This is a genomic window from Sphingobium sp. JS3065 (assembly GCF_026427355.1).
In the GTDB taxonomy this organism is placed as follows: Bacteria; Pseudomonadota; Alphaproteobacteria; order Sphingomonadales; family Sphingomonadaceae; genus Sphingobium.
Map to the genome: position 1 here is coordinate 1,586,516 of NZ_CP102664.1, position 19,335 is coordinate 1,605,850.

A 19,335-nucleotide genomic window follows, 5' to 3' on the forward strand; every position below is an offset into this window, starting at 1 on the left:
TGCCCCAATCCCCCTGCCGGACATATTGGCCGCCGCGCTTCGCTAGACCGATTTTGCTGCGGATGCGAACTTTTTGTGGAGACTGAGGCGTCCGATTATTACACATAGTTAATTCAAAGATAACTTCATTATTTTACTACGAGATAACCAAGTAATTACGCAGATACTATGGTGAATTTACAATAAACTATTTCCTTCAATTAGGAAGAAATCGACTTAATCTTAGATAAACCTCCTTCGACAAGGGGGTTTCGTGCGTTCAGAGCTATTCTTCGCTGTTTCCACCATTGGCCTTGTTGCCCTTGCCGCGCAGCCCGTTCATGCGCGGACGAGTCCCCCGGTCTTCATCGCCAGGGGCGCACCGGTGGAACCGCCCCGCGGCTTCGTCGCCATGTGCGGCACCGACAAGAGCTTCTGCGGAACGCGAGGCCATGGTGATGCGGCGGACGAAACCGGCGTGCCGACCGCCTTCGCGCTCATGCCGACCGCGGGGCTGAGCGCAAAGCCCCTCTGGCCGACGCAACAGGCTCGCAGCGAGGCGGCGGCGCCGGTCGAAAGGCTGAAATCGACCGATAGCCGACGCAAGGCCGCGCTTCTGAAAGAGGTCAATAATCTGGTCAACAGCCGGGTCCGCCAGCGCCCCGACATGGAAATCTATGCCGAAGCCGAACGTTGGACGCGAAGCGGCATCGGCCCGCAGGCGGTCGGGGATTGTGAGGATCTGGCGATCGAGAAACGCTATCAATTGCTGGTCAGGGGCTTCGACCCGGCCGATGTCAGCTTCGCGGTGGTATTTTCCGCCGCGACCGGCCTGCACACGGTGCTGGTGGCGCGCACCGACGAAGGCGACATGGTGCTGGACAGCAGCACCCCCTGGGTCCGCCGCGCCGACCGGACCGACTATAGCTGGATCAGCATCCAGTCCACGGGCGACCAGATGACGTGGGTCAGCGCCCGGGTGTAAGGATCATGCAGCCGCGTGCATCAGCGGCGCCGTCATCGCCGGTTTGCGGGTGACGAAATCCTTGACGATATTCCTCATCGTCTCAGCCTCATCGCTGTCGGGCCTATGCCGTGTCAGGAAGCGGGCGAAGCGGGCGAGCGTCAGGGGCAGCCTGCGTGTCGCCAGCACCCGGCGAAAGGCCAATTCCCTACGGACGCCCGGCGCATCGCCGAAGGCCGCAAGGATGGCCCCCTCCATTTCCGTCCAGCGCGCCGCCAGATCCTGCGGGGAAGCATCGCTGTAAAGCCGCCCGCCATGATTGCAGAACGGCACTGGATCGTGCCAGCTCACGCCATGATGCGCGGCGACCAGTTCCATCAAATGGCGGGATATATCGGCGGACAATTCCATCTGCCGGTCGAAATTCATGACGCTCGTCGCGCCTGCATGCCTGCGATAGCGGAGGACTGGAACAGGGACGTTGCCGCACAGTCCCAGCACCGCCAGTTGCCCGAACAGGAGATAGTCTTCGGCGAAATTCGTCAACTCCATAGGGGCGATCCCATAGCGGACGGCCAGTTCGGACCGGCCATAGCGCAGGCCAAGATCGCTGAACGCGCCTGTCCGCAGCATGACCGTCGGATGCGCGACCGGGTTGCTGAACAGGTAAGCGGTGGACAGGCGCCTGGGGTCGGAGGGCAATGTGCGCGAAGAGAGGAGCGCGCCGTTCCCGTCCATGATATGATAACTTCCCCCCGCGAGCACGAGGCCGGGCTGGGCCTCCAGCAGCGCCAGTTGCAGCGCCATCCGCCCCGGCAGGGAGGCATCGTCCGCATCGTGCATCATGGAAAATGGCGCATCGCACAAGGCGAGACCTGCATTCCGGACGTCGGACACCGTCATTTCCGGGCCAAAGGCCACGGTCTGGATTCGGGCGTCCTCACGGCACAGCCGATCGATGATCCCCGCTGTCCCATCCCCGGATGCGTGATTGAGGATGATGAGCCGCCAGTCCCGCTCGGTCTGCGCGATGACCGAACGAACAGCTTCGCCGATATAGGCTTCGCCATCGCGAACCGGCATTATTACATCGACGCGCGCCATTGCTTTCCCCGGGCCGAACCTTTGAAATCGGCAAAAGATACGGCAGGATTAGTGAAGAAATACGGAATTTTTATATCCTTGATGAGACCCGGTAGCAATTCGTCATAAAGAAACTATGGACGTTCGCAGTATCATTTCGCATAGTTGATGCTGCAATGCGGTCGGGTCTGCACCCTGACGCGGCGGCGGGGCCAAAAGAAACAGGATTCCAGTTCATGACGACGATCTCGGTCGTTATTCCGGCGCGCAATCGCGCCGCCGTGATCGGGCGGGCGATCGAAAGCGTGAAGGCGCAAAGCCTGCGCCCGGTGGAGATCATCGTCGTCGACGATGGCTCAGACGACGACGGCGCGACCGTCGCGGCCGTGCGGGCGCAGATGGATGGGAAGCTGCCGATCCACCTCATCACCCTGAAGGATCGGGGCGGCGCGCCCCGCGCGCGCAATATCGGCGTCGACGCGGCGAAGGGGGAATGGATCGCCCTGCTCGATTCGGACGATGCATGGGATCCGGAAAAGCTTCGCGAACAGTTCGAACTCATCGATGACAATGTTTGCGCCGTCTTCACCGACACGCTGTTCGAAAATCCTGACGGACGGACGACGACGAAGTTCGCCGGGCAAATGGTCGATCCTGCCGATCTGATCTTCACCAATTGCCTTGGCGGCTGCTCCGCGGCGCTGATCCGTCGCGAAGCTTTCAACGCGGCGGGAGGCTTCGACGAAACCCTTCCCAGTTGCCAGGATTGGGATTTGTGGATCAAACTCCGCGATCATGGCGCCATCAGGATAAGCGCCCTTCCCCTCACCCGCTATTATTTCGACGGCAATGAACGCATATCCCGCAACGTCCAGTCCGTCGTCAAAGGCCATGAAAAATTATATGCGCGCATCATCGCGCGCATGGACGAAGGTTCCGCGCGCCAGATGCGGCGGTTCCAATCCTTTCATCTCGCCCAGACGAAAGTCTATTTCGCCAACACTTCCAAAGGTGCATTTGCGCCCGCCGTCCGCAACCTGATCAATCCCCATCCCCGGACTTTGAGGCGGTCTTCCCTGCATCTTCTATGGACAGGCCTGAAACTGAAGATGGAAACGAGAGGCAAGCAGCAACGGTAGGAGGGCAGCCATTGGAACCCGCATGACATCTTCAACCGGGCTCCAGACGCGAATGACCGTGGCGCATCATATATTGCGCCTTATGGGAGACGATCCTTGCTGAATGAAGGGGGTTACGGGCGAAAGGTCGCCGGGGGCATAGGGTCGACAGCCGTCGCGCAACTGATCCGCATCGGTTCCGGCATGGGGCTGGTGATCATCGCCTCCCGCATATTGCCCCCGGCCGATTATGGCATCTACGCCATGGCGGCGCCCATCGTCGGCCTGGCGATGATGTTCCAGAATATCGGCTTCGACCATGCCATCGTTCAGGCGAAGGACGTGTCGGACGATCAGATATCGTCCCTCTTCTGGATGAATATCCTGATGTGCGCGGTGATATCGGCCATTTTGGTCATCGTATCGCCGCTCGCATCGCTATTTTACCGGAACGATGCGGTCGGGCCTCTGGTCGCGGCGTCGAGCCTGCTGATATTGGCGACGGCGCCCAATCCGCTTTATAACGCATTGCTCAATCGCCATTTGCGGTTTCATGCGCAGAGCCTGGTGGATATCGCCAGCAGCGTGACGGGCTTTGTCGTCACCATCGTCGCGGTTTTCGTGATGCGGACCTATTGGGCGCTGTTGATCGGGGTCCTGGCGGCCACGATCGTCAACGTGATCGGATTCATGACGGCGGAACGGTGGCGGCCACGGCTCACCTTCAAATGGCGCAGCATCGCGCCGATGGTCCGTTTCGGAGGCGGCGTGTCGGTGTTCGGCATGGCGACCTTCGTCACCCGCAACATCGATAATGTCCTGTTGGCCCGTGTCTGGGGCGGCCAGACGCTCGGCTATTATGACCGGGCCTACCGGCTGATGTTCCAGCCGCTGCAAAATATCTGCGCCCCGCTGTCACGCAACCTGCTGCCGGTCCTGGCCCGCACGCGGGAGGAGCCGGAGCGCTATCGCCGGGCCTATCTGCTGTTTGTCCAGGGCATGGCGGCGTTGGTGATCCCCGGCATCATCGCCTGTTCGATGAGCGCCCATGAAACGGTCGGCTTCCTGCTGGGCGAAAAATGGCATGCGTCCGCGCCCATCTTCAGCTGGCTGTCCGCCGCAACGCCGTTTCTGCTGATCAACGAGACGGTTCCATGGCTGTTCATGTCATCGGGACAGTCGCGCAGGATGATGAATTGGGGATTGTTCGCTTCGGCTACGGTGGTGTTGGGATTCGGCATCGGCATATTCTGGGGTGCGGTGGGCATGGCCATGGCCTATTTCATTGGAGAGATAGCGCGTTCGCCCCTGCTCTTCGGGCTGGCCGCCCGGAATATGCCGGTCAAGTTCGGCGACTTCGCACGCTTGCATATCGTCACCGCCGGGTGTGCAGCCGCCTGCTGGATCGTCGATGGGCTGCTGCCCGTCGAGATTGCGGGACTGGCCCGCATATTGAGCCTGGTGGCCATTTCCTATCTGGCGGCGCTGGCGGCGCAACTCGCCTCCGAACCTGGGCGGGAACTGTTGAGGATTGCGCGCAGCGTGCTGCTGGATCATTCGGCTGGGCGGCTGGGGCTGCGGCAGGATCGCAACTGATCGCCCATGATTATCATACAGTCCTCGCGATTTACGACTTGGAGAAGAATTTTATGAACGAAACGCTCCAGCGGTCCGTGGGACAGGAATTGCTGAAACATTTCGGCGCCATCCGCATCATCAACCTGGCGTCGCGAGCGGATCGGCGGCGTGAAATAACCAGGGAATTTGCGAAGATCGGCCTGGAGATCACCGCCGATGGCCCGGTCCGGTTTTACGAGGCGGCCCAATTTTCCGACCCCGGCCCCTTTCCGCTGACAGGGGCGCGAGGCTGCTGGCACAGCCATGTGGAGATATTGAGGGAGGCCCTGAACGGTAAGGACAATATCCTGATCTTCGAGGATGACTGCGATTTCGTCGCCGGCATCGAAGGCAAGCTGGCCAACGCCCTTGAGAGCCTGGCGCAAAAACCATGGTCGATATTCTATGGTGGCCATGAACTGGTCGACAAACCCGATTCGGCATCCCCCTTCATCCACATCGACCATTGCGATCAATGGCTTTTGGGAGCGCATTTCGTCGGTTTCAACCGCGCCATATTGGAGCGATTGGTCGCGACATTGGACCAATATCTGCTGGACCTGGAAGCTGGCAAAGACGCGCCGAAGGGAATTGACAGCGGCTATTCCCGGTTCCGGCGCCTCAACCCCGAACTACAGACCTATCTGGCTTGGCCGAAACTGGGTTTTCAACGGCCCTCCCATTCGGATATTTCGGGCGCCTCCAAAATCGGCCGCCTCATGCCCCGGCATCTGGTTTCCGTCATTCGAACACTTAAACGATATGCCAGAAGGGTGGGAACGGCCTGACCTTCAGCATCCGGACCTGGTCGCTATTTCCCGTCCGGCGCCCCTTGCGACGCGATGCGAAATTCATGCCGGAAACATCAGCGGGCGACCCCCTGCGCAACCTCCTTTATGGAAGCCAGATAGTTCGCCAATCCAAATTTTTCGCGAGCGGCTATTCGACCGGCGGATCGAATATTATCGACGGCCGCATGGCTATTTTCATCCCCGGCCCAAATGATGGCGTCCGCAATAGCCTGGGGCGTGCTATCCACGATCAGCCCCGTGACACCATGTTCCACATAATCGCGAACGCCCATCACGTCGTTGATGATCGTCAATTTCCCCAAAGCCATGGCATTCAAATATGTCTGCTGCCCCGCGCTACGTTGGCTGGGTTGTAACGGGACGACCACGATGCCGGACCGGCGAAGCTCTTCCATATAGGCCTGGTGAGGCAAGGGCCGGCAAACGACGTTGGCGGGCAGGTCCATCGCCTTGAACGAAGACGCAATTCTCAAGGAGTTGGGCACTTTCTCAAACGCCTCGATCAGCAATGGATAGTCCCGCAGAGAGTTTCCGCCGGAAAAGACATAGTCTTCGGACGGAAGTTCATCCCCCACATCGAACAAGGTGTTGCAGAAGGGCGTGAAATGGATTCTCGACGGATCGACACGCCAATTCTTCCCGAAATTCTTTTTTTCGTCCGAGGAAAGGACGCAATAGATTGCCTTGCGATGATCGAGCCGGGCAATCATGAAACGCGACAATCTGGGCCACAGCCATGCAAGCATGGGCATTTTCCGGGCCAGCGCCCTGCTTCCCATCTCCCAGGTACAGTCGGTCAGAACGACCCAGGGCCTGCGAACCCTCAACTTCACGACCAATGCGGCCAGCAAGTCACAATATCGGTCGGGCCATCCCAAGGCGCCATTGAGAATCAGGACATCGCACTGTCCCGCCCCTTTCCATATGCGCCAAAGATATCGCGCAAGCCCGATATTTCGCCGATCGATAAGCTTGGTAGAACGCCAGACGGCTTCATCGCTCCAGATTGAAGTCGCGATCCTGATCATCGATTAAGCCCTGTGCATGGATGTTGGTCGCCTGATCGGAAGGGGCGGCGCGTCATTTTTGATATTCGACATGGCAGATATGATGAACCAGATGGAGAGATTAGCCGATAAATAGTACAACATATTGTCGGAATATGACGCTACGGAAAACATAAATATTAGCAAGATACAATAAATCTTATCGAATCTATTCAGATTTTTGTTCGATAATTGAACAAAAATCATCGAAAATATCAAAAATAAATATGACATCAACTGGATGATACCGCCTTCAAACAATATCTGCATATAGATATTGTGAGCGCCACTTCCGCGCGCCGCGCTGAGCGGGAAGAAATCCAGCGAATAATATTTGAAGGATCCAAGGCCGTAGCCGACTATCCAGTGCTGCTCTATCCACGGCCATGCCGCTTCCCAGAGATATCGGCGCCAAGTCCCGGAATCGAGCGTCAGCGGTCCTGAATCGGCGACGTCGCCGCGCATGGCGCTCACCAGATAATCGTAGGTGACAGGGGAAGTGCCCGATAGCGCATCGTTGATCCGATCGGCCACCGCCGGAATGAGCAACGCCATCGGAGGCAAAAGAAGAAGGGGCAATATAAGGGAAGGCTTGCGCAAGCCGGAGTAGCATAACAGGAATAAATAGGTGGAAAGATAGGCGGAGCGAGTGCCGGTGAGCAACAACGCCACCATGGCCCCCGCAATCAAAACCCAAACAGCGGCTTTTTCCGGGAATGAACGCAAATAGTTGCTGAGTTGGGCGTGAAAAAGAAAAGAAATATATATAAAGCAGAAGAAGGCCAGAATGTTGGCGTGCGCAAAGGTGGATGAAAGCCGGGCGGGCGCCATGCCCAGCGCGACTTGCCCCAGTCCGAACAATATCGGAATCACCCCGGACAACGCCACAATGGCGGTCAATGACCTGCGGCTTAGATCAGCACTATAGACATATCCGATATAGGCGATGGCGCTGTAAGTCAGGAAATTGAACAGGATTTGGATGGCATCGATCGCGACCGGGGCATGGGCCGCAGCTATGGCGCTTCCCAGCAGGAACGGTCCCCATACGACCGACGCCGTCAACACGGCCCGTTGCCGCGATGGATTTACCAACAGCGCGTGGCCGATCAAGACAGCCGCCGAAAACACGATGATGCTGTTGACCAGAAATCCCGGACTGAAAAATGTCTCTGGAAACGGCCAGCGGGCCATTCCGAATAGCCTGTCCAACGATGGACGCGCGATGATGAGCGGAATCATCACGGAACTGAAAGGCGGCTTTCCATCCCTATGATATGCTGTAATCGCCACATTCTTCCTTTTGGCAAAGACTGACACATCGCCCGTCCAGGCTTTTGCCCGAACCGGTCTATACTTCCGGCCGCTAGTCCTGTTCGGAACGATGGCCCAACCCTATAAGAGAAAAAATGATAAACCAGAAAAGAACGTTAATCGATAGATAGAATATCATGTTATCGAACATGGCCGTTATCAGAAAAGACAAAATGACGATTGCGCAGTAAATCACATCATATTTGGCATATTTGATATTCGATACCAGTTTCGCGATGATTTGCGCATACATCAAGATATATGCGCAGAGCAGGATATAGCCGCCCTCGAACAGCAGTTGAATATAGACGTTATGGGCCGGATTGCCTTCCTCCGAACTGAGCGGAAAAAAGCTGCGCGAATAGGATTGAAATGACGCCAGACCATATCCGAACAGGGGGCGCTGCTCGATCCAGGGCCATGCGGCCTGCCAGAGATATCGACGCCATGTTCCGGAATCGAGAATCAATGCTCCCGAATCCGACACGTCGCCGCGCATCGTGCTTACGAAATAATCGTAGCTGACCGGACTGGACCCAGCCAACGCATCCGCCACGCGATCAGACACCGCCGGAATGAGCAAAGCCAGCGGCGGCAAAAGCAACAGGGGAAGAACCAGGAGCGGCTTTCGCAGGGCCGAATAGCACAGAAGAAACAGGAAGACGGTGACATAGGCCGACCGCGTGCCGGTGAAGAGGAGCGCGACGAAGGCGGACCCGATCAATCCCCATATCACCGCGCCCGCCGCGCGGTTGCGCACATATCCGTTCAATTGCGCGTGAAACAGGAAAGATATGTAGAGCAGGCAAAAAAAAGCGAGAATATTGGGATGGTCGAAGGTCGAGGCGAGCCTGTCCCCCGCCGTTCCGAAAGCGACCTGCCCCAGCCCGAAAAAGACCGGCACCACGCCGGACAGCGCGACGACGATCGTCAATCCGGACCGGCCAAGACCCGGACCATAGATCAGTCCCAGGAACGCCACCGCGCTGTAGGTCAGGAAATTGAACAGGGTCTGGAGGGCGTCGACCGGCACCGGCGAGTAGGAGGCGGCCATCGCGCTTGCCAGCAGGAACGGCCCCCAGACGCAGGCCACCGCCAGCACCGATCGCTGCTGCGCGCGATTCACCAGCAATGCATGGCCGGCCAACGCCGCGGCCACCAGCACCATGAAGATATTGAACAGGAAGCCGGGACTGAGCGAAGCGCCGCCGACCGGCAACCGAACCATCCCGAACAGATTGTCCAACGATGGGCGGGCGATCATGAGGGGGACGACCAAGGCGCCAAACGGCAGGGTTCGTTTCGCGCTAGCTGAAATTGCCACATGCCCCCCTTCAGCAGAACCCTGAAGATCGCAGTTAACGGGTCACCGCCATATGGTAAACCGTTCAAAAACCATGAAGCCGCGGCTGGGTGTCATTGCGGCACAGAAAATATGCCAATCCCCTTGGCCATGCATATGGGGGATGATCAGCCCGCGGCTCGCGGATCGCGCGTCGTCAACTCCAGCCTTATGCTGGCCTCCGGTCCTGCCGGTTTGTTGATCTGCATCTCGACCACCGTCGCATCGGCAGGCCATGGGAAGGTCCGCTCTTCCCCGGGCGACAGATTATCGGTGGCGCCGATCTGCTGATATTTGCCGTTCCTGAACAGCAGCCTGCCATCGATCATGCCCGTCCCCACGGCGGCCAGGCGATATTCCGCCCCCGGCACCGGATTGGAAAAAAACGCCTGCCCCGTCATCCATTGCCGCCAGGACGCCGTCTGCGCCGGATCGCGCCGTACCAGATGCTTGGTCATGCCGCAGGGCGTGGACGTCGCCGGGACCAGATACATGTCCGCGGCGCCATCATAGCGGCCCTGCAGTCCTCCTGCCCGCATCCCTTTCGCGGCGGACCACGGCCCCCGCATCGACAGGATGTTCTGCCACCCCCAGGGCGTGGGAGTGAACGGCGCGCCATCCGCGTCGAGCCAGCCGGCGACTGATGTGACGGCGCGCAGCGCGTCGAATATCTGCTTCACATCCCGCGCCCAGCTATTCTGCCAGACGCCGTTCACCGACGATCTGCTCCAGCCGGACCCGATCTCCGCCGACAGGGACGCCGTCCCCCTGGTCGCATCGACCAGATAGGCACCATGCCGCTTCAACGTGCGTGCGATCACCCGCGCCTCCTCCCAATGCAACGCCTCCGCATCGAATTGGGGGGGCAGCAGGAACAGCGTGCCCATCTTGAAGGAATGGCCCGGCGTGCCCGTATAGTCGCCGTGAACGCCCTTATAATCCTCCATCGTCGCGGGAAAGACCGGGCCGGACGAGAAACTGGACAGGTCGAGGCAGAGCGCCAGCGCGTGCGGCAGGACGGCCAGGCCGCGCTCCGACGCCAGCATCATGCCGGCGGCGGCCGAAGTGCCGGAGGCGCGCACATTGTCGGGATTGCTGGCCGTGCCGAAGCCTGTGCCCGCCAGGGGGGAAGCCACATATTTGGTCGCCCGCCATTGCCCGCCGACCTTCTTCAACTGCCAGAAGCCGTGCATCAGGCCCGTCACGGGATCGATGATGGTGCAATGCCCGTCCGTTCCGGTGGCAGGCATCGTGTCGGCGGGAAAGCGGGGGATGACGATAGAGCGCCACACGCCTTCGTTCGCGACCTGAATGTCTTCGCCGCCCGTCCTGCCCATGATCGTCATGGGCGGATCGTCCTGCGCCGCGAAGAATATCCGAGAGGCGTAGGCCCCCTCCTCTATCCACGGCGTCTGATGGGGAGAAATGGCGATATCGCCCAACAGCGGATCGACCGGCGTCGCATTCCACATCGACTGGGACGAAAACAGGGTGGGCCGGGCGATGGCGGGTGTCGCCATATCCTTTCCACGCGCGGTCGATGCCGCCCCCACCCTTTCGCTCCTGCCCAGCGCGATGACTGGCAGCGACGACAGCATCGAAACTATCCGGCGGCGATCGATCATCGGGTTCACGGCGTTATGGCGGCCTTGCTGCATGAGGTGGAAACTTCGTAGCCTATTCGCAAGGAAAGCCAATTTCCATTCGATGGCGCAAGCTGGGAAAAGCTTTTCATAATCACGCGATATCGGAGCGTTCGGGCGGATTTCGACAGGACTTTCGTACCGTTCAGGCCGTCTGCCCATTTTTTTGAGGCGGGCGGCTTTTCAGGCCCTTGCCATTTCCCGAAAGCCACTGCATATGCGCGACCTGCCCGACGGAAGCCGGGCCGCTCCCCGATAGCTCAGCGGTAGAGCATTCGACTGTTAATCGAATGGCCGTAGGTTCGAATCCTACTCGGGGAGCCAATTCTAAAAATGGGGGTTTTTTGCCCCCTTTTTGTGCTGGGCCGGAACCGCCAGTTTCGCCGATTTTTTCAAGAATTCCAAACGGTTCGCGGAACGTGACGGTCAGCGCTCCACCCGCGAATGACGAGTTCGATAATATCAAATTCAGAGCCCGTCGCTTGGTCGCCAAGGGCTGATCCGCAAACTGGTTGTGGGCGGTCCTCGCGAAATCCAGCAGTGCCAGACCATCATCAATCAGGTCGTCCTCGGCGGCATGCAAGCTCTCCATATCCCGCAGCGTCCGATCCCGCTCTTCACGCCAGGTCGCTGAAACCCGGTCGTGGAATTCGACCGTGACCCGCCCATCGATCTTGTCGAGGTAAAGAGTATCCAATCGGTGTTGAAGGCGATCGGCCTCAGCCCGCAAGCGCTCAACCGATTCGTCGCGGTCGCGCCGCTCATCTGCATGGCTCTCACGGATGGCTCGCTCAATGAGCCGGAATGACGCATCATCCAGCCGAAGCCGCCTGAGGACAGCTGCGAACTGCTCGTCGAGGGCCTCCTCGCGTATATACCGCTCAGGGCAGCGCCCCTTGAACCGAGAGCAGTGATAGTAGATGTATCGGCCCTTCTTGATCTCGGCCGTGACCGCGCAACCGCAGTGACCGCAGGTGATCAGTCCGGTGTAAGCGAATTGAAGCCGATTGCCGTGGACGTTGGAGATGCTCCGGCCATCCAGGATCTCCTGCACGTTGGACCAGGTGGCAAAGGTCGTCAGCGGCGTGTGCGAGCCCTTGTAGAGTTTGCCCAGCCATTCGAACGAGCCCGTGTAAATCCGGCTGCGTAGCATTGTATTGATCGTGCTCACGCCCACCGGTTTTCCGCTCTTGCGGTACCGGAGGCCAGCCCTGACGGCCAATTGGGTCACTTCCTTGAGCGAATATTGGCCACTCTCGAACCATTCGAACACGCGGGTCACCAACGGACCGATATCCGGATCGATTGTGATGACCTTCTTGCCGAGCGGGCCCATCACATTCACATAACCGAGGGGAGCGAAGGTCGGCCAAATCCCCTGCTCTGCCTTTTCGAGCATTCCCTTGCGGGTCTCCTCAGAGAGATTGTCGATGTAGTTCTTGGCCATCAAAACCTTGATGCCATGCATGAACTTCTCCGACGATCTCGAATCCCGAGAGAGAACGACATTCTCCTTCACGAAATGGATCTCGATTTCCAATCCGTCGACCGTCACCCAATCCTTGAGGTTGCGGTAGAGCCTGTCGGTCTTCTCGACCAGAATCGTTCTGACGCTCGGATGGGATCTGATGTAGCGAAGCATTTCCTCGAATCCGGTACGACCGGCGCGCTTCGCGGTCTCCACGTCAACATGTTCAGAGGCAATCGTTATGCCGTTCTGAGCCGCATACTCTCGCATCAACTTCTGCTGTGCCGGGATAGAAAATCCTTCCTTCTCCTGCTCGCTGGTCGATACTCGTGCGTACATGACCGCCTTATTGCGTTCTTGAATGATACGCTTGGCCTTCGGTTGTACGATCTTTGCGCGGGGTCTCGTCATCTCAATTACTCCTCATTACCCCAATATACCATCCATCCTCCCGTTTTTGAAAGTCATCCGGCGAAGTTCGATATGTGAATTACTTGGGGTTGTTTGGTTTTCCTTGCAGTTGGCGGTTCCTCCACGATCCTATTGGCGACTGTCGAAAGCGGTGAAAAAATCCACGAAATCCCCCAGAAAGTTTCTCGCTTCATCGTCGCTGACAGGACGATCGAGGTGCTGTTCGAAATACGCTCTGGCGTCAGCGACTAGGGCGGCCGAGAACATCCCGCGCCTCGAAACCCGTCGCCTTCCAAAGCTAGGCGATATGTCATGCATCCCGGAGGACACAGTCACCAAGGGTAGTGGTGGCGGTTCGACGGGCTTCGGATCGAGCTCGGAATCGAATGGAGGTGGGGCGACAACTTCTGCCACTACGGGCGGAGGAGGCGGTGAACTGGCTCCAGGAAGCTTGCGCCGACGACGCCGTCTCATGGCACGGCCTCGAAAACTGGGGGTGGCCCTTTCGACGGACGAGTGAAGAGGCTGGACCCGAACCGCCGCCGCAGATGAACAACGACGCTCGAGGTGTAGCGTTGTTGCCGCCACCCCGTGGGACTGTGATAGACACCGATCGCCTTCCAATAGTCGCGCGTGGTGGCCAACCCGGAGAGGAATATCCAGCGCGCGGCTTCGACGTTGAAACAGGCATCCTGTTTCAGCCAATGGCGAACATGTCGCTCCGGCCGACCGGTTACAGCCGCCAGCCGCGACACCCACCAGCTATTGACCTGCAGCGGCCCGAGGTCGTGGCTGCCGTCGCTGTTTGCGACTTCCGCGCCTACCCAGCCGCCCTCCTGATCTCGCAATCCCCAGAGCGTCTTGGCAAGCCAACCGCGACCGGCAGCTGACCGAGCAATGCACCTCGCGACGATCTGCTCATCGATCGTATTTTGACGGGTCGTTCGCGCTTCCACTGAATGGACGGGGATAGCGAACACCAAGGCAGCCAGAACCGCCCTGGAAAGGGTCGGCGCGAACCTGAGGTGGAAGGCGGCCCTAATGATCATGGCCAGCCGCATGGTCGTGCTGTTGCGCGGGGGCCGGATCAACGCGTGGAGGTGTCGTCTGGGTGTGTTGCCCCTCCTCAACACTCCGCGTCAGGATGTTCGTAAGCCACCGGTCCACGGCCTCCACCGCAGACTGCGCACGACCGGCAAGCAGATGGGCTAGGCCGCCCTGTTCGGGCCGGTTGCGAGCCTCCTGCTCCGCACGCATCCGCTCCTTGCGTTCCTGGCGCTCGCTGCGCTGCTGATCGCGCAGCCGATCCCACCGCTCTCCGTGGCGCTCCTCGCGAGCCCTGTGACTGTCGCGATCGAGGCGGCCGAGGCCTTCCAGAGCGGAGGTCTTCTCCCCGGAGTGGCGTTCAAGCTTGTCGACGAGGCGCTCGCGATCCTCGGTCCACAGCTTTACGCCGTAACGCGCGCGCGTGATCGCGGTGTAATAGTTCTGACCCGTCACCAGCCCGGAGTTCACCGGCGCGAGCACATAAGCGCGGTCATAGGTCTTCGACTGAGCAGAATAGACCGTCTCCGCGTAGCCATGATCCCAGCTCTTGTGCTGGGAAAGGTCGATGTCCTGGACTCGCCCTTCCCGGTCCCAGCGGATCGTCGCGACCGCTCCATCCAGACGCTCGACGGTGCCGCGCTCGGCGTTCTTCAAACCAAGGTCATGGCTCACCAAACGCCACTGGATGCGGTCACCCGTGGCCAAATCGCGCTCTTCGCTGCGGAACACATTGACCTGCGACGCGCGTCCGATACGAGGGTCCCACCGGATGGTCCGACCATGTTCGTCGACCATCCGGACCACCTGCCGACCGTTTGCGTCACGGCCGATCCCGATGACCCGATATTCGGTGTCGCGGGCAACTCCCAGGCCTGCATTGTCCCGCGAGAAAATCAGCACTTGCCCGCCCGAATAGAAGCGGGCGAAGTGCTTCTCCTGATCGGTCATGCCGGACGGAGTGAGCACAGAGAGCCGCGCCTCCTCCGCTGCGACGGCGCCCTCGGTCTTCAACGCTTCCCGGATCTTGGTGTTGACGATCAATCGGGTGGCATTCTCCAGCACGAGGATGTTGGTGTTCGCGCGGTTCTCGGGTTTCAGCCTGGTCCATTCGCCGACCAGTCCCCTGGCGAGGGCCTCTGCATCCCCGCCGCTGGTCACCTTGTCGAGGTTCTCCAGTGAGGCGGCATAGTTGCCCAGGCGAGCCTGGGTCACCGCCGCCTTCATCATACGGGTTTCCTGGCGCACGGACTCGGTAAGCTCGGCCGTCGGAAGGCCCAGCTTCTGCAGCAGCCAGAAGGCCTTCCCCTGTTCGATGGCGCCGGTCTGCTTGTTGTCGCCGAGGACGATCAGCCGAGCGCCAGTCATACGGCTGATCTCGAGGACACGAAGCGCCTGCCGGTTGCCCAGCTGGCCGGCCTCGTCGAGCACGAGCGTATAGCTGTCGTCGATGTTGCGCCCGCCCCCGGCGACAAGGCTGGCGACGGTCCGGGCGTCGATCCGTGCGTCAGCGCCTAGCTTGGCCGCCGCTGACGATGTCGGCGCGAGCGCAACGAGCGTCATGCCTTGTGGGGCAGCATCGTTCAGCGACTTCACCAACGTCGACTTGCCTGCGCCGGCGACGCCATGGACACCGACAAGCCGGTCGCTGGTCGTCCCGATATGGAGAAGCGCTGCCTCCTGGGCAGGGTTGAGGCCAGCTTCAGCCATGACCTCGCGAATGCGCTCGACGGTGGCAATGGGCGTGCCGTCATTGAGCGAAAGCGAGAGATGCTCGGACAGAGCCAGTTCAAGGCGCGCGGTGCGCCGGGTGGTGCGGCCCCGAGTATGGATCTCATCGCCGGTTTGATGCCGCGTTGCGAGCAGCTTGAAGCGGCTTTCATGCTCCTCGACCAAGGGACGAATATCCGAGAGCCGGACCTCCCCGACATGGGAGGCAAGGGCGAGCCGGAACATCCGGCCAAGATTGTTGACGGCCTCTCGCGTTTCCGCCTGGCGGATACCGAACAGCATCGCGCGGGCCGACGTGCGGGCATCCGGCGGGCGCACATCGTTCTCGCTGCGATCTGCATTTTCCCGCGCGGTGTCGAGCGCCTCGCGATAAGGTGCCGACCTGGAGGCCCACTGGTCGTGCAGATCCTCCAGCGAGATCTTCTCCTTGGGGCCACGCGTCGCATAGAAGGATCTCTGCCGGCCGGCCTGTCCGGTCAGGCCATGCTCCCTTGCATGCGCGTTGATCTGTTCAGCCCGCTGCGACATGGCCCTGGCCAGCTGTGACGGGACGCCCAGGATTTCAAAAAGGCCTTTGCGGGGGTCGAAGTCGATCTGATAGCCAAGCTCGCGAAGGTCGTGCGCCAGCTCGTTGCGATAGACCTGGCCGGCGACGATCTGCTCGACGAACATCGCCCTGGTTTCAAGGCTGACCATTTGATCGCCATCCTGACGATTGGTCATGTTCATGACGACAACATGCGTATGCAAATGCGGGTCGAGTTCGCGCGATGCATGTTCGGTGAAGCGCGCGAAGATCAGCCGCCCGGTGGTCTCGTGGACGATCTCGCCATCGACCCGGTGCCGCAAGGAAGCATGTTCCTCGAGATAGTCGAGCGCCGCGCCGACGGCCTTCTCATGAGCAGCGAGGATACGTTCGTCGCCCATGACCAGGGCCATGATCGAGACGGACTTCGGCGCGTTGACCGCGAAGTCCCATCCGGGATGATGCTGGATCTTCCCCCCGGCACGGTGACGGCCGAGTTGAAGATCGCCAACCTTCCCGGCGAGCAGGTCCTGCAAGATGTCCGGTTCGACCTTCCCCTCGAGCCCGAGTTCGGCGGCGATCTGGCCGCCCCACTCCGAATGCTCGTCGGTGCCCTTGGTGTAGTAGTCGCCGACCGTATAGTAGCGGCTGATATTGGCGGGCTTGCCCTTGAGGCGGATGGGATTGATCATGCCGGCGTCGCCGAATTCCGGTCGCCATCATGGCGGCCATGCTGCCGCAGTCGGAACGCGGTCGGTTTCCCGTAAAGCGTGAGCGGTGGGGGCGATGGCGGCGCGTCCACTCCGCCGCCGCCCGTGTCGATAGGCTCCGCAGCCGGCGCATCAGCATTTTCTGCCGCCTCGGTCGTCGGCAAGGTAGCGGGTTGGCTCAGTGGCAGCTCCTGCCCCGTGTCCGCAGGGACCGCGCGGCGCCGTCGGGTGGTCGAACGCGGTGCCGTTGGCATTGGCTCAGCGGGCGTCTCGGGCGGTGCGACCGGCCCCATGGACATCCGGACAGGAGGGATCGTGCGTTCCTCAAATGCCACGGCGATAGAGGGCATGCGATTATAGCTATCCTCGAAGCGCACCACGGGCAGATTGCGGCCGAACCGAAGATAGCCGCACAGATTGGGAAGGTTGGTGACCTCGGTATGCATCACCAGCGGGCGGGTCACCTGCATCCGCGAGAGGTTCACGCCATCGCGCATGTCGTTGACGCCATAGGACATGCCCTCGTTCGCTTCGACCTGCTCAACTTGGCCTAGATTTTCGCTGACATGTTTCGCGGTTGGGGTGTCGTTCGCGCGTAGCGCCACCCAAGTCGAGCAGTAGCCGGTGATCGCCGCGGCATCCTGGATGCCGTAGGTCGCTTCAAGCTGCGGGTAGCTCTGGAAGCCCAGGATGCCGCACCCGCCATATTTCCGGGCACGGGCCAGGAAATCGGAGAGGCTGGGCAGTTTCTGGAGCGAGGGAAGCTCGTCGATCACGCAATAGAGGCGCCGGTTGCGATCGGCCGAGAGGCTCATGATCGCGCTGATCGCGATGTCCAACCAGACCGTTATCAGCGGACGGAGCGACGGGAGTTGGTCCGCCTTCACGGTGATGAACAGCCAGCTGTCATCCCGCTCGTTCGCCACCCAATCGCGGATCGACAGGCCATCCTCGGTATCATCCAGATAGGCGAAGGACCGCATCACCGAGGCGAGTTCCGCCTGGATGCCAGCCGAGGTCCGCTCCCCTTCCATGGAGATGAATGCCGCCGCGTCGGTCCCCTGCGCAAAAGCCGCGAGGTCCTTCAGCTTGGAGCGCAGCAGGGTATCGAGCAGGATCGAGACCAGCGTGCGCTGCTGCCGGGCAAGTTTGCGAAGCACTGCCACTAGGGTGCCGCGGGCGGACTTGGCCCAGAAGGGATCGCCGGCCTTGTCGGGAATCGTGGACTCCGCGATCTGGTCGTAATGATAGTCCTTGGGGACATCGACCCAGGGGGACCAACAGTCGGATCGGACGTCCAACGGGTTGAGCAATACGTCGATCCCGGGGCGATAGAATTTCTCGACGAAGGTTCCGGCGGTGTCATAGACTATGGCCCGCTTGCCGCGCTGGCGGATGCCGGCGAGCATTTTGATGATGATGTTGGTCTTGCCGGTGCCGGGCGCCCCGCAGATCAGGATATGCTCGGGCTCGAAGATGTCGGGGACATTGACCCCGCCAATCTCGAAGCTGCCGCGCGCATGGCGCCAGAGCGCGCGGCGCACCTGTCGCACGGTCCCGAACCGGGCCCCGCGTAGGAACTGATTGGAGCCGAGCCCCCTCCCCGTGCGCGTAAAGTAGAACCAGGCCCAGAACAGCATGGCGAGCGCGAACACCCCCGAAAGCGCGGCGCCGTGGATGAGGTAGCGTTCGAAGGCCTCCAGCGTCGTGTGCGCTAGACCTGAGTCGAGCAGCCCTTTGGGGGTCGTCCAATATTCCCTACCAGCAGGCGTCTTGAACAGGATGGGTGCCGCATTGCCCGGAACCGCGTCCCCCATGAAGCTCGCTTGGCCCAGCTTCAGCAGGACATAGCGCTCATATTCGGTCGACTTCTCGAACCCGTACCAGATGATGCCGCCGATCCAGATCACCAGCCCCGCCACGAGGGTCTGATTGAAGACCTGTGTGGTCATCCGAACATTGTGGACAATGGCCTGGCCGCCGCGGGTCCAACTCCCCAGCGTGTCGTGCCGAAAGATGCTCACGCCTGGTCCTGCTCGGGATCGAGCAGCCCCCTTTCCCGGAGGAGGCGCCGGGCATCGGCAAGCCCCTGTTCGAGGATTTCCGGCGTGCGTTTGCCGACTGAGGCGGCGAGGATCGCAAGGGTCTGGATGCCGGTCGCGTGGAGCTCATCGAATCGAGCATGGTATCCTGACGGATCGGTGCCCTCGAAGCGCCCGAGGATGTCGCGGCAATAGGTTGCTGTGGGCGTTCCCGCATCGCGGGCGCGGGCATCTAGGCGCCTGAAGAGGGCGTCATCGACGCGGATCGTAATGCGAGCCAAGGGTGAGACTCCGGTCTGGCACCCTGACGATCATGATGAAGCGCGCTCCTTATACTCGAATTAGCGCATGATCTCAAGGATTTATGCTGGCGGCCACTGGCAGCCGGATAGTGCCAAGAAAGATCAAAGACTTGGGTCGGGCACAGCCATCGCGCGGCTGCCACTGGCGGCCAAATAGCGCCAGAATGGCTGCCGATCTGCGCC

Annotated in this window: 14 protein-coding genes, 1 tRNA gene and 1 pseudogene; 6 read left to right on the forward strand and 10 right to left on the reverse strand. The window is 60.3% G+C overall.

What is annotated here, in order from left to right; translation table 11 throughout:
• The first annotated feature begins 253 nt into the window (after positions 1-253).
• Entirely contained in the window at positions 254-964 is a 711-nt protein-coding gene (locus tag NUH86_RS07590) for a transglutaminase-like cysteine peptidase (protein ID WP_267251860.1), read from the forward strand.
• 3 nt (positions 965-967) lie between these two features.
• On the opposite strand, the gene NUH86_RS07595 is transcribed toward NUH86_RS07590, so the two are convergent.
• Positions 968-2,047 carry a glycosyltransferase family 2 protein gene (locus NUH86_RS07595; protein ID WP_267251861.1) on the reverse strand — a complete coding sequence of 360 codons (1,080 nt, stop codon included), beginning with the start codon at positions 2,045-2,047 and terminating at the stop codon, positions 968-970.
• 215 nt (positions 2,048-2,262) lie between these two features.
• On the opposite strand from NUH86_RS07595, the gene NUH86_RS07600 reads away from it, so the two are divergent.
• The 3 genes from NUH86_RS07600 to NUH86_RS07610 all read left to right on the forward strand — a co-directional run bounded on the left by NUH86_RS07600 (position 2,263) and on the right by NUH86_RS07610 (position 5,549).
• Complete coding sequence (locus NUH86_RS07600; RefSeq protein ID WP_267251862.1) at positions 2,263-3,165, forward strand: glycosyltransferase family 2 protein; 903 nt, start codon at positions 2,263-2,265, stop codon at positions 3,163-3,165.
• Between the two features lie 96 nt (positions 3,166-3,261).
• The gene (locus NUH86_RS07605) at positions 3,262-4,740 is read left to right on the forward strand and encodes a lipopolysaccharide biosynthesis protein (protein ID WP_267251863.1); all 1,479 of its coding nucleotides are present in this window, start codon (positions 3,262-3,264) and stop codon (positions 4,738-4,740) included.
• Positions 4,741-4,793: 53 nt separating this feature from the next.
• On the forward strand, positions 4,794-5,549 hold the full coding sequence (locus NUH86_RS07610; RefSeq protein ID WP_267251864.1) for a glycosyltransferase family 25 protein: 756 nt from the start codon (positions 4,794-4,796) through the stop codon (positions 5,547-5,549).
• Positions 5,550-5,626: 77 nt separating this feature from the next.
• On the opposite strand, the gene NUH86_RS07615 is transcribed toward NUH86_RS07610, so the two are convergent.
• From NUH86_RS07615 to NUH86_RS07630, 4 genes are all read right to left on the reverse strand, one after another.
• Positions 5,627-6,601, reverse strand: a complete 975-nt coding sequence (locus NUH86_RS07615; protein WP_267251865.1) for a glycosyltransferase — start codon at positions 6,599-6,601, stop codon at positions 5,627-5,629.
• Between the two features lie 3 nt (positions 6,602-6,604).
• Complete coding sequence (locus NUH86_RS07620) at positions 6,605-7,813, reverse strand: O-antigen ligase family protein (RefSeq protein ID WP_267251866.1); 1,209 nt, start codon at positions 7,811-7,813, stop codon at positions 6,605-6,607.
• A 172-nt stretch (positions 7,814-7,985) separates the two neighbouring features.
• Positions 7,986-9,257 (reverse strand): O-antigen ligase family protein, encoded by a 1,272-nt coding sequence (locus NUH86_RS07625; protein ID WP_267251867.1) that lies wholly within the window; start codon positions 9,255-9,257, stop codon positions 7,986-7,988.
• Between the two features lie 146 nt (positions 9,258-9,403).
• Entirely contained in the window at positions 9,404-10,933 is a 1,530-nt protein-coding gene (locus NUH86_RS07630) for a hypothetical protein (protein ID WP_267251868.1), read from the reverse strand.
• 234 nt (positions 10,934-11,167) lie between these two features.
• Here NUH86_RS07630 and NUH86_RS07635 point away from each other — a divergent pair.
• Both NUH86_RS07635 and NUH86_RS07640 read left to right on the forward strand, forming a co-directional pair.
• Positions 11,168-11,242: transfer RNA gene (locus NUH86_RS07635), tRNA-Asn, on the forward strand.
• A 319-nt stretch (positions 11,243-11,561) separates the two neighbouring features.
• Positions 11,562-11,726, forward strand: a complete 165-nt coding sequence (locus NUH86_RS07640; RefSeq protein WP_267251869.1) for a hypothetical protein — start codon at positions 11,562-11,564, stop codon at positions 11,724-11,726.
• A 33-nt stretch (positions 11,727-11,759) separates the two neighbouring features.
• On the opposite strand, the pseudogene NUH86_RS07645 reads toward NUH86_RS07640, so the two are convergent.
• The 5 genes and pseudogenes from NUH86_RS07645 to NUH86_RS07665 form a co-directional block, all read right to left on the reverse strand.
• Positions 11,760-12,797, reverse strand: a pseudogene (locus NUH86_RS07645) (recombinase family protein); the annotation flags it as partial.
• Positions 12,798-13,267: 470 nt separating this feature from the next.
• Positions 13,268-13,858 carry a lytic transglycosylase domain-containing protein gene (locus NUH86_RS07650; RefSeq protein WP_323749008.1) on the reverse strand — a complete coding sequence of 197 codons (591 nt, stop codon included), beginning with the start codon at positions 13,856-13,858 and terminating at the stop codon, positions 13,268-13,270.
• Positions 13,836-16,790, reverse strand: a complete 2,955-nt coding sequence (gene mobF / locus NUH86_RS07655; RefSeq protein WP_267251870.1) for a MobF family relaxase — start codon at positions 16,788-16,790, stop codon at positions 13,836-13,838. The genes NUH86_RS07650 and mobF overlap by 23 nt, the downstream gene beginning before the upstream one ends.
• Positions 16,787-18,832, reverse strand: a complete 2,046-nt coding sequence (locus NUH86_RS07660) for a type IV secretion system DNA-binding domain-containing protein (RefSeq protein WP_267251871.1) — start codon at positions 18,830-18,832, stop codon at positions 16,787-16,789. Before NUH86_RS07660 ends, mobF begins: the two co-directional genes overlap by 4 nt.
• On the reverse strand, positions 18,829-19,131 hold the full coding sequence (locus NUH86_RS07665; protein ID WP_188064293.1) for a hypothetical protein: 303 nt from the start codon (positions 19,129-19,131) through the stop codon (positions 18,829-18,831). Before NUH86_RS07665 ends, NUH86_RS07660 begins: the two co-directional genes overlap by 4 nt.
• Positions 19,132-19,335: the final 204 nt, after the last annotated feature.

What these genes read in the sequence shown, in the direction of transcription:
- mobF (WP_267251870.1), bottom strand. Translation starts at nt 16,790, where the DNA reads ATGATCAATCCCATCCGCCTCAAGGGCAAGCCCGCCAATATCAGCCGC.
- NUH86_RS07630 (WP_267251868.1), bottom strand. Translation starts at nt 10,933, where the DNA reads ATGCAGCAAGGCCGCCATAACGCCGTGAACCCGATGATCGATCGCCGC.
- NUH86_RS07595 (WP_267251861.1), bottom strand. Translation starts at nt 2,047, where the DNA reads ATGGCGCGCGTCGATGTAATAATGCCGGTTCGCGATGGCGAAGCCTAT.
- NUH86_RS07615 (WP_267251865.1), bottom strand. Translation starts at nt 6,601, where the DNA reads ATGATCAGGATCGCGACTTCAATCTGGAGCGATGAAGCCGTCTGGCGT.
- NUH86_RS07650 (WP_323749008.1), bottom strand. Translation starts at nt 13,858, where the DNA reads ATGCGGCTGGCCATGATCATTAGGGCCGCCTTCCACCTCAGGTTCGCG.
- NUH86_RS07620 (WP_267251866.1), bottom strand. Translation starts at nt 7,813, where the DNA reads ATGGCCCGCTGGCCGTTTCCAGAGACATTTTTCAGTCCGGGATTTCTG.
- NUH86_RS07610 (WP_267251864.1), top strand. Translation starts at nt 4,794, where the DNA reads ATGAACGAAACGCTCCAGCGGTCCGTGGGACAGGAATTGCTGAAACAT.
- NUH86_RS07600 (WP_267251862.1), top strand. Translation starts at nt 2,263, where the DNA reads ATGACGACGATCTCGGTCGTTATTCCGGCGCGCAATCGCGCCGCCGTG.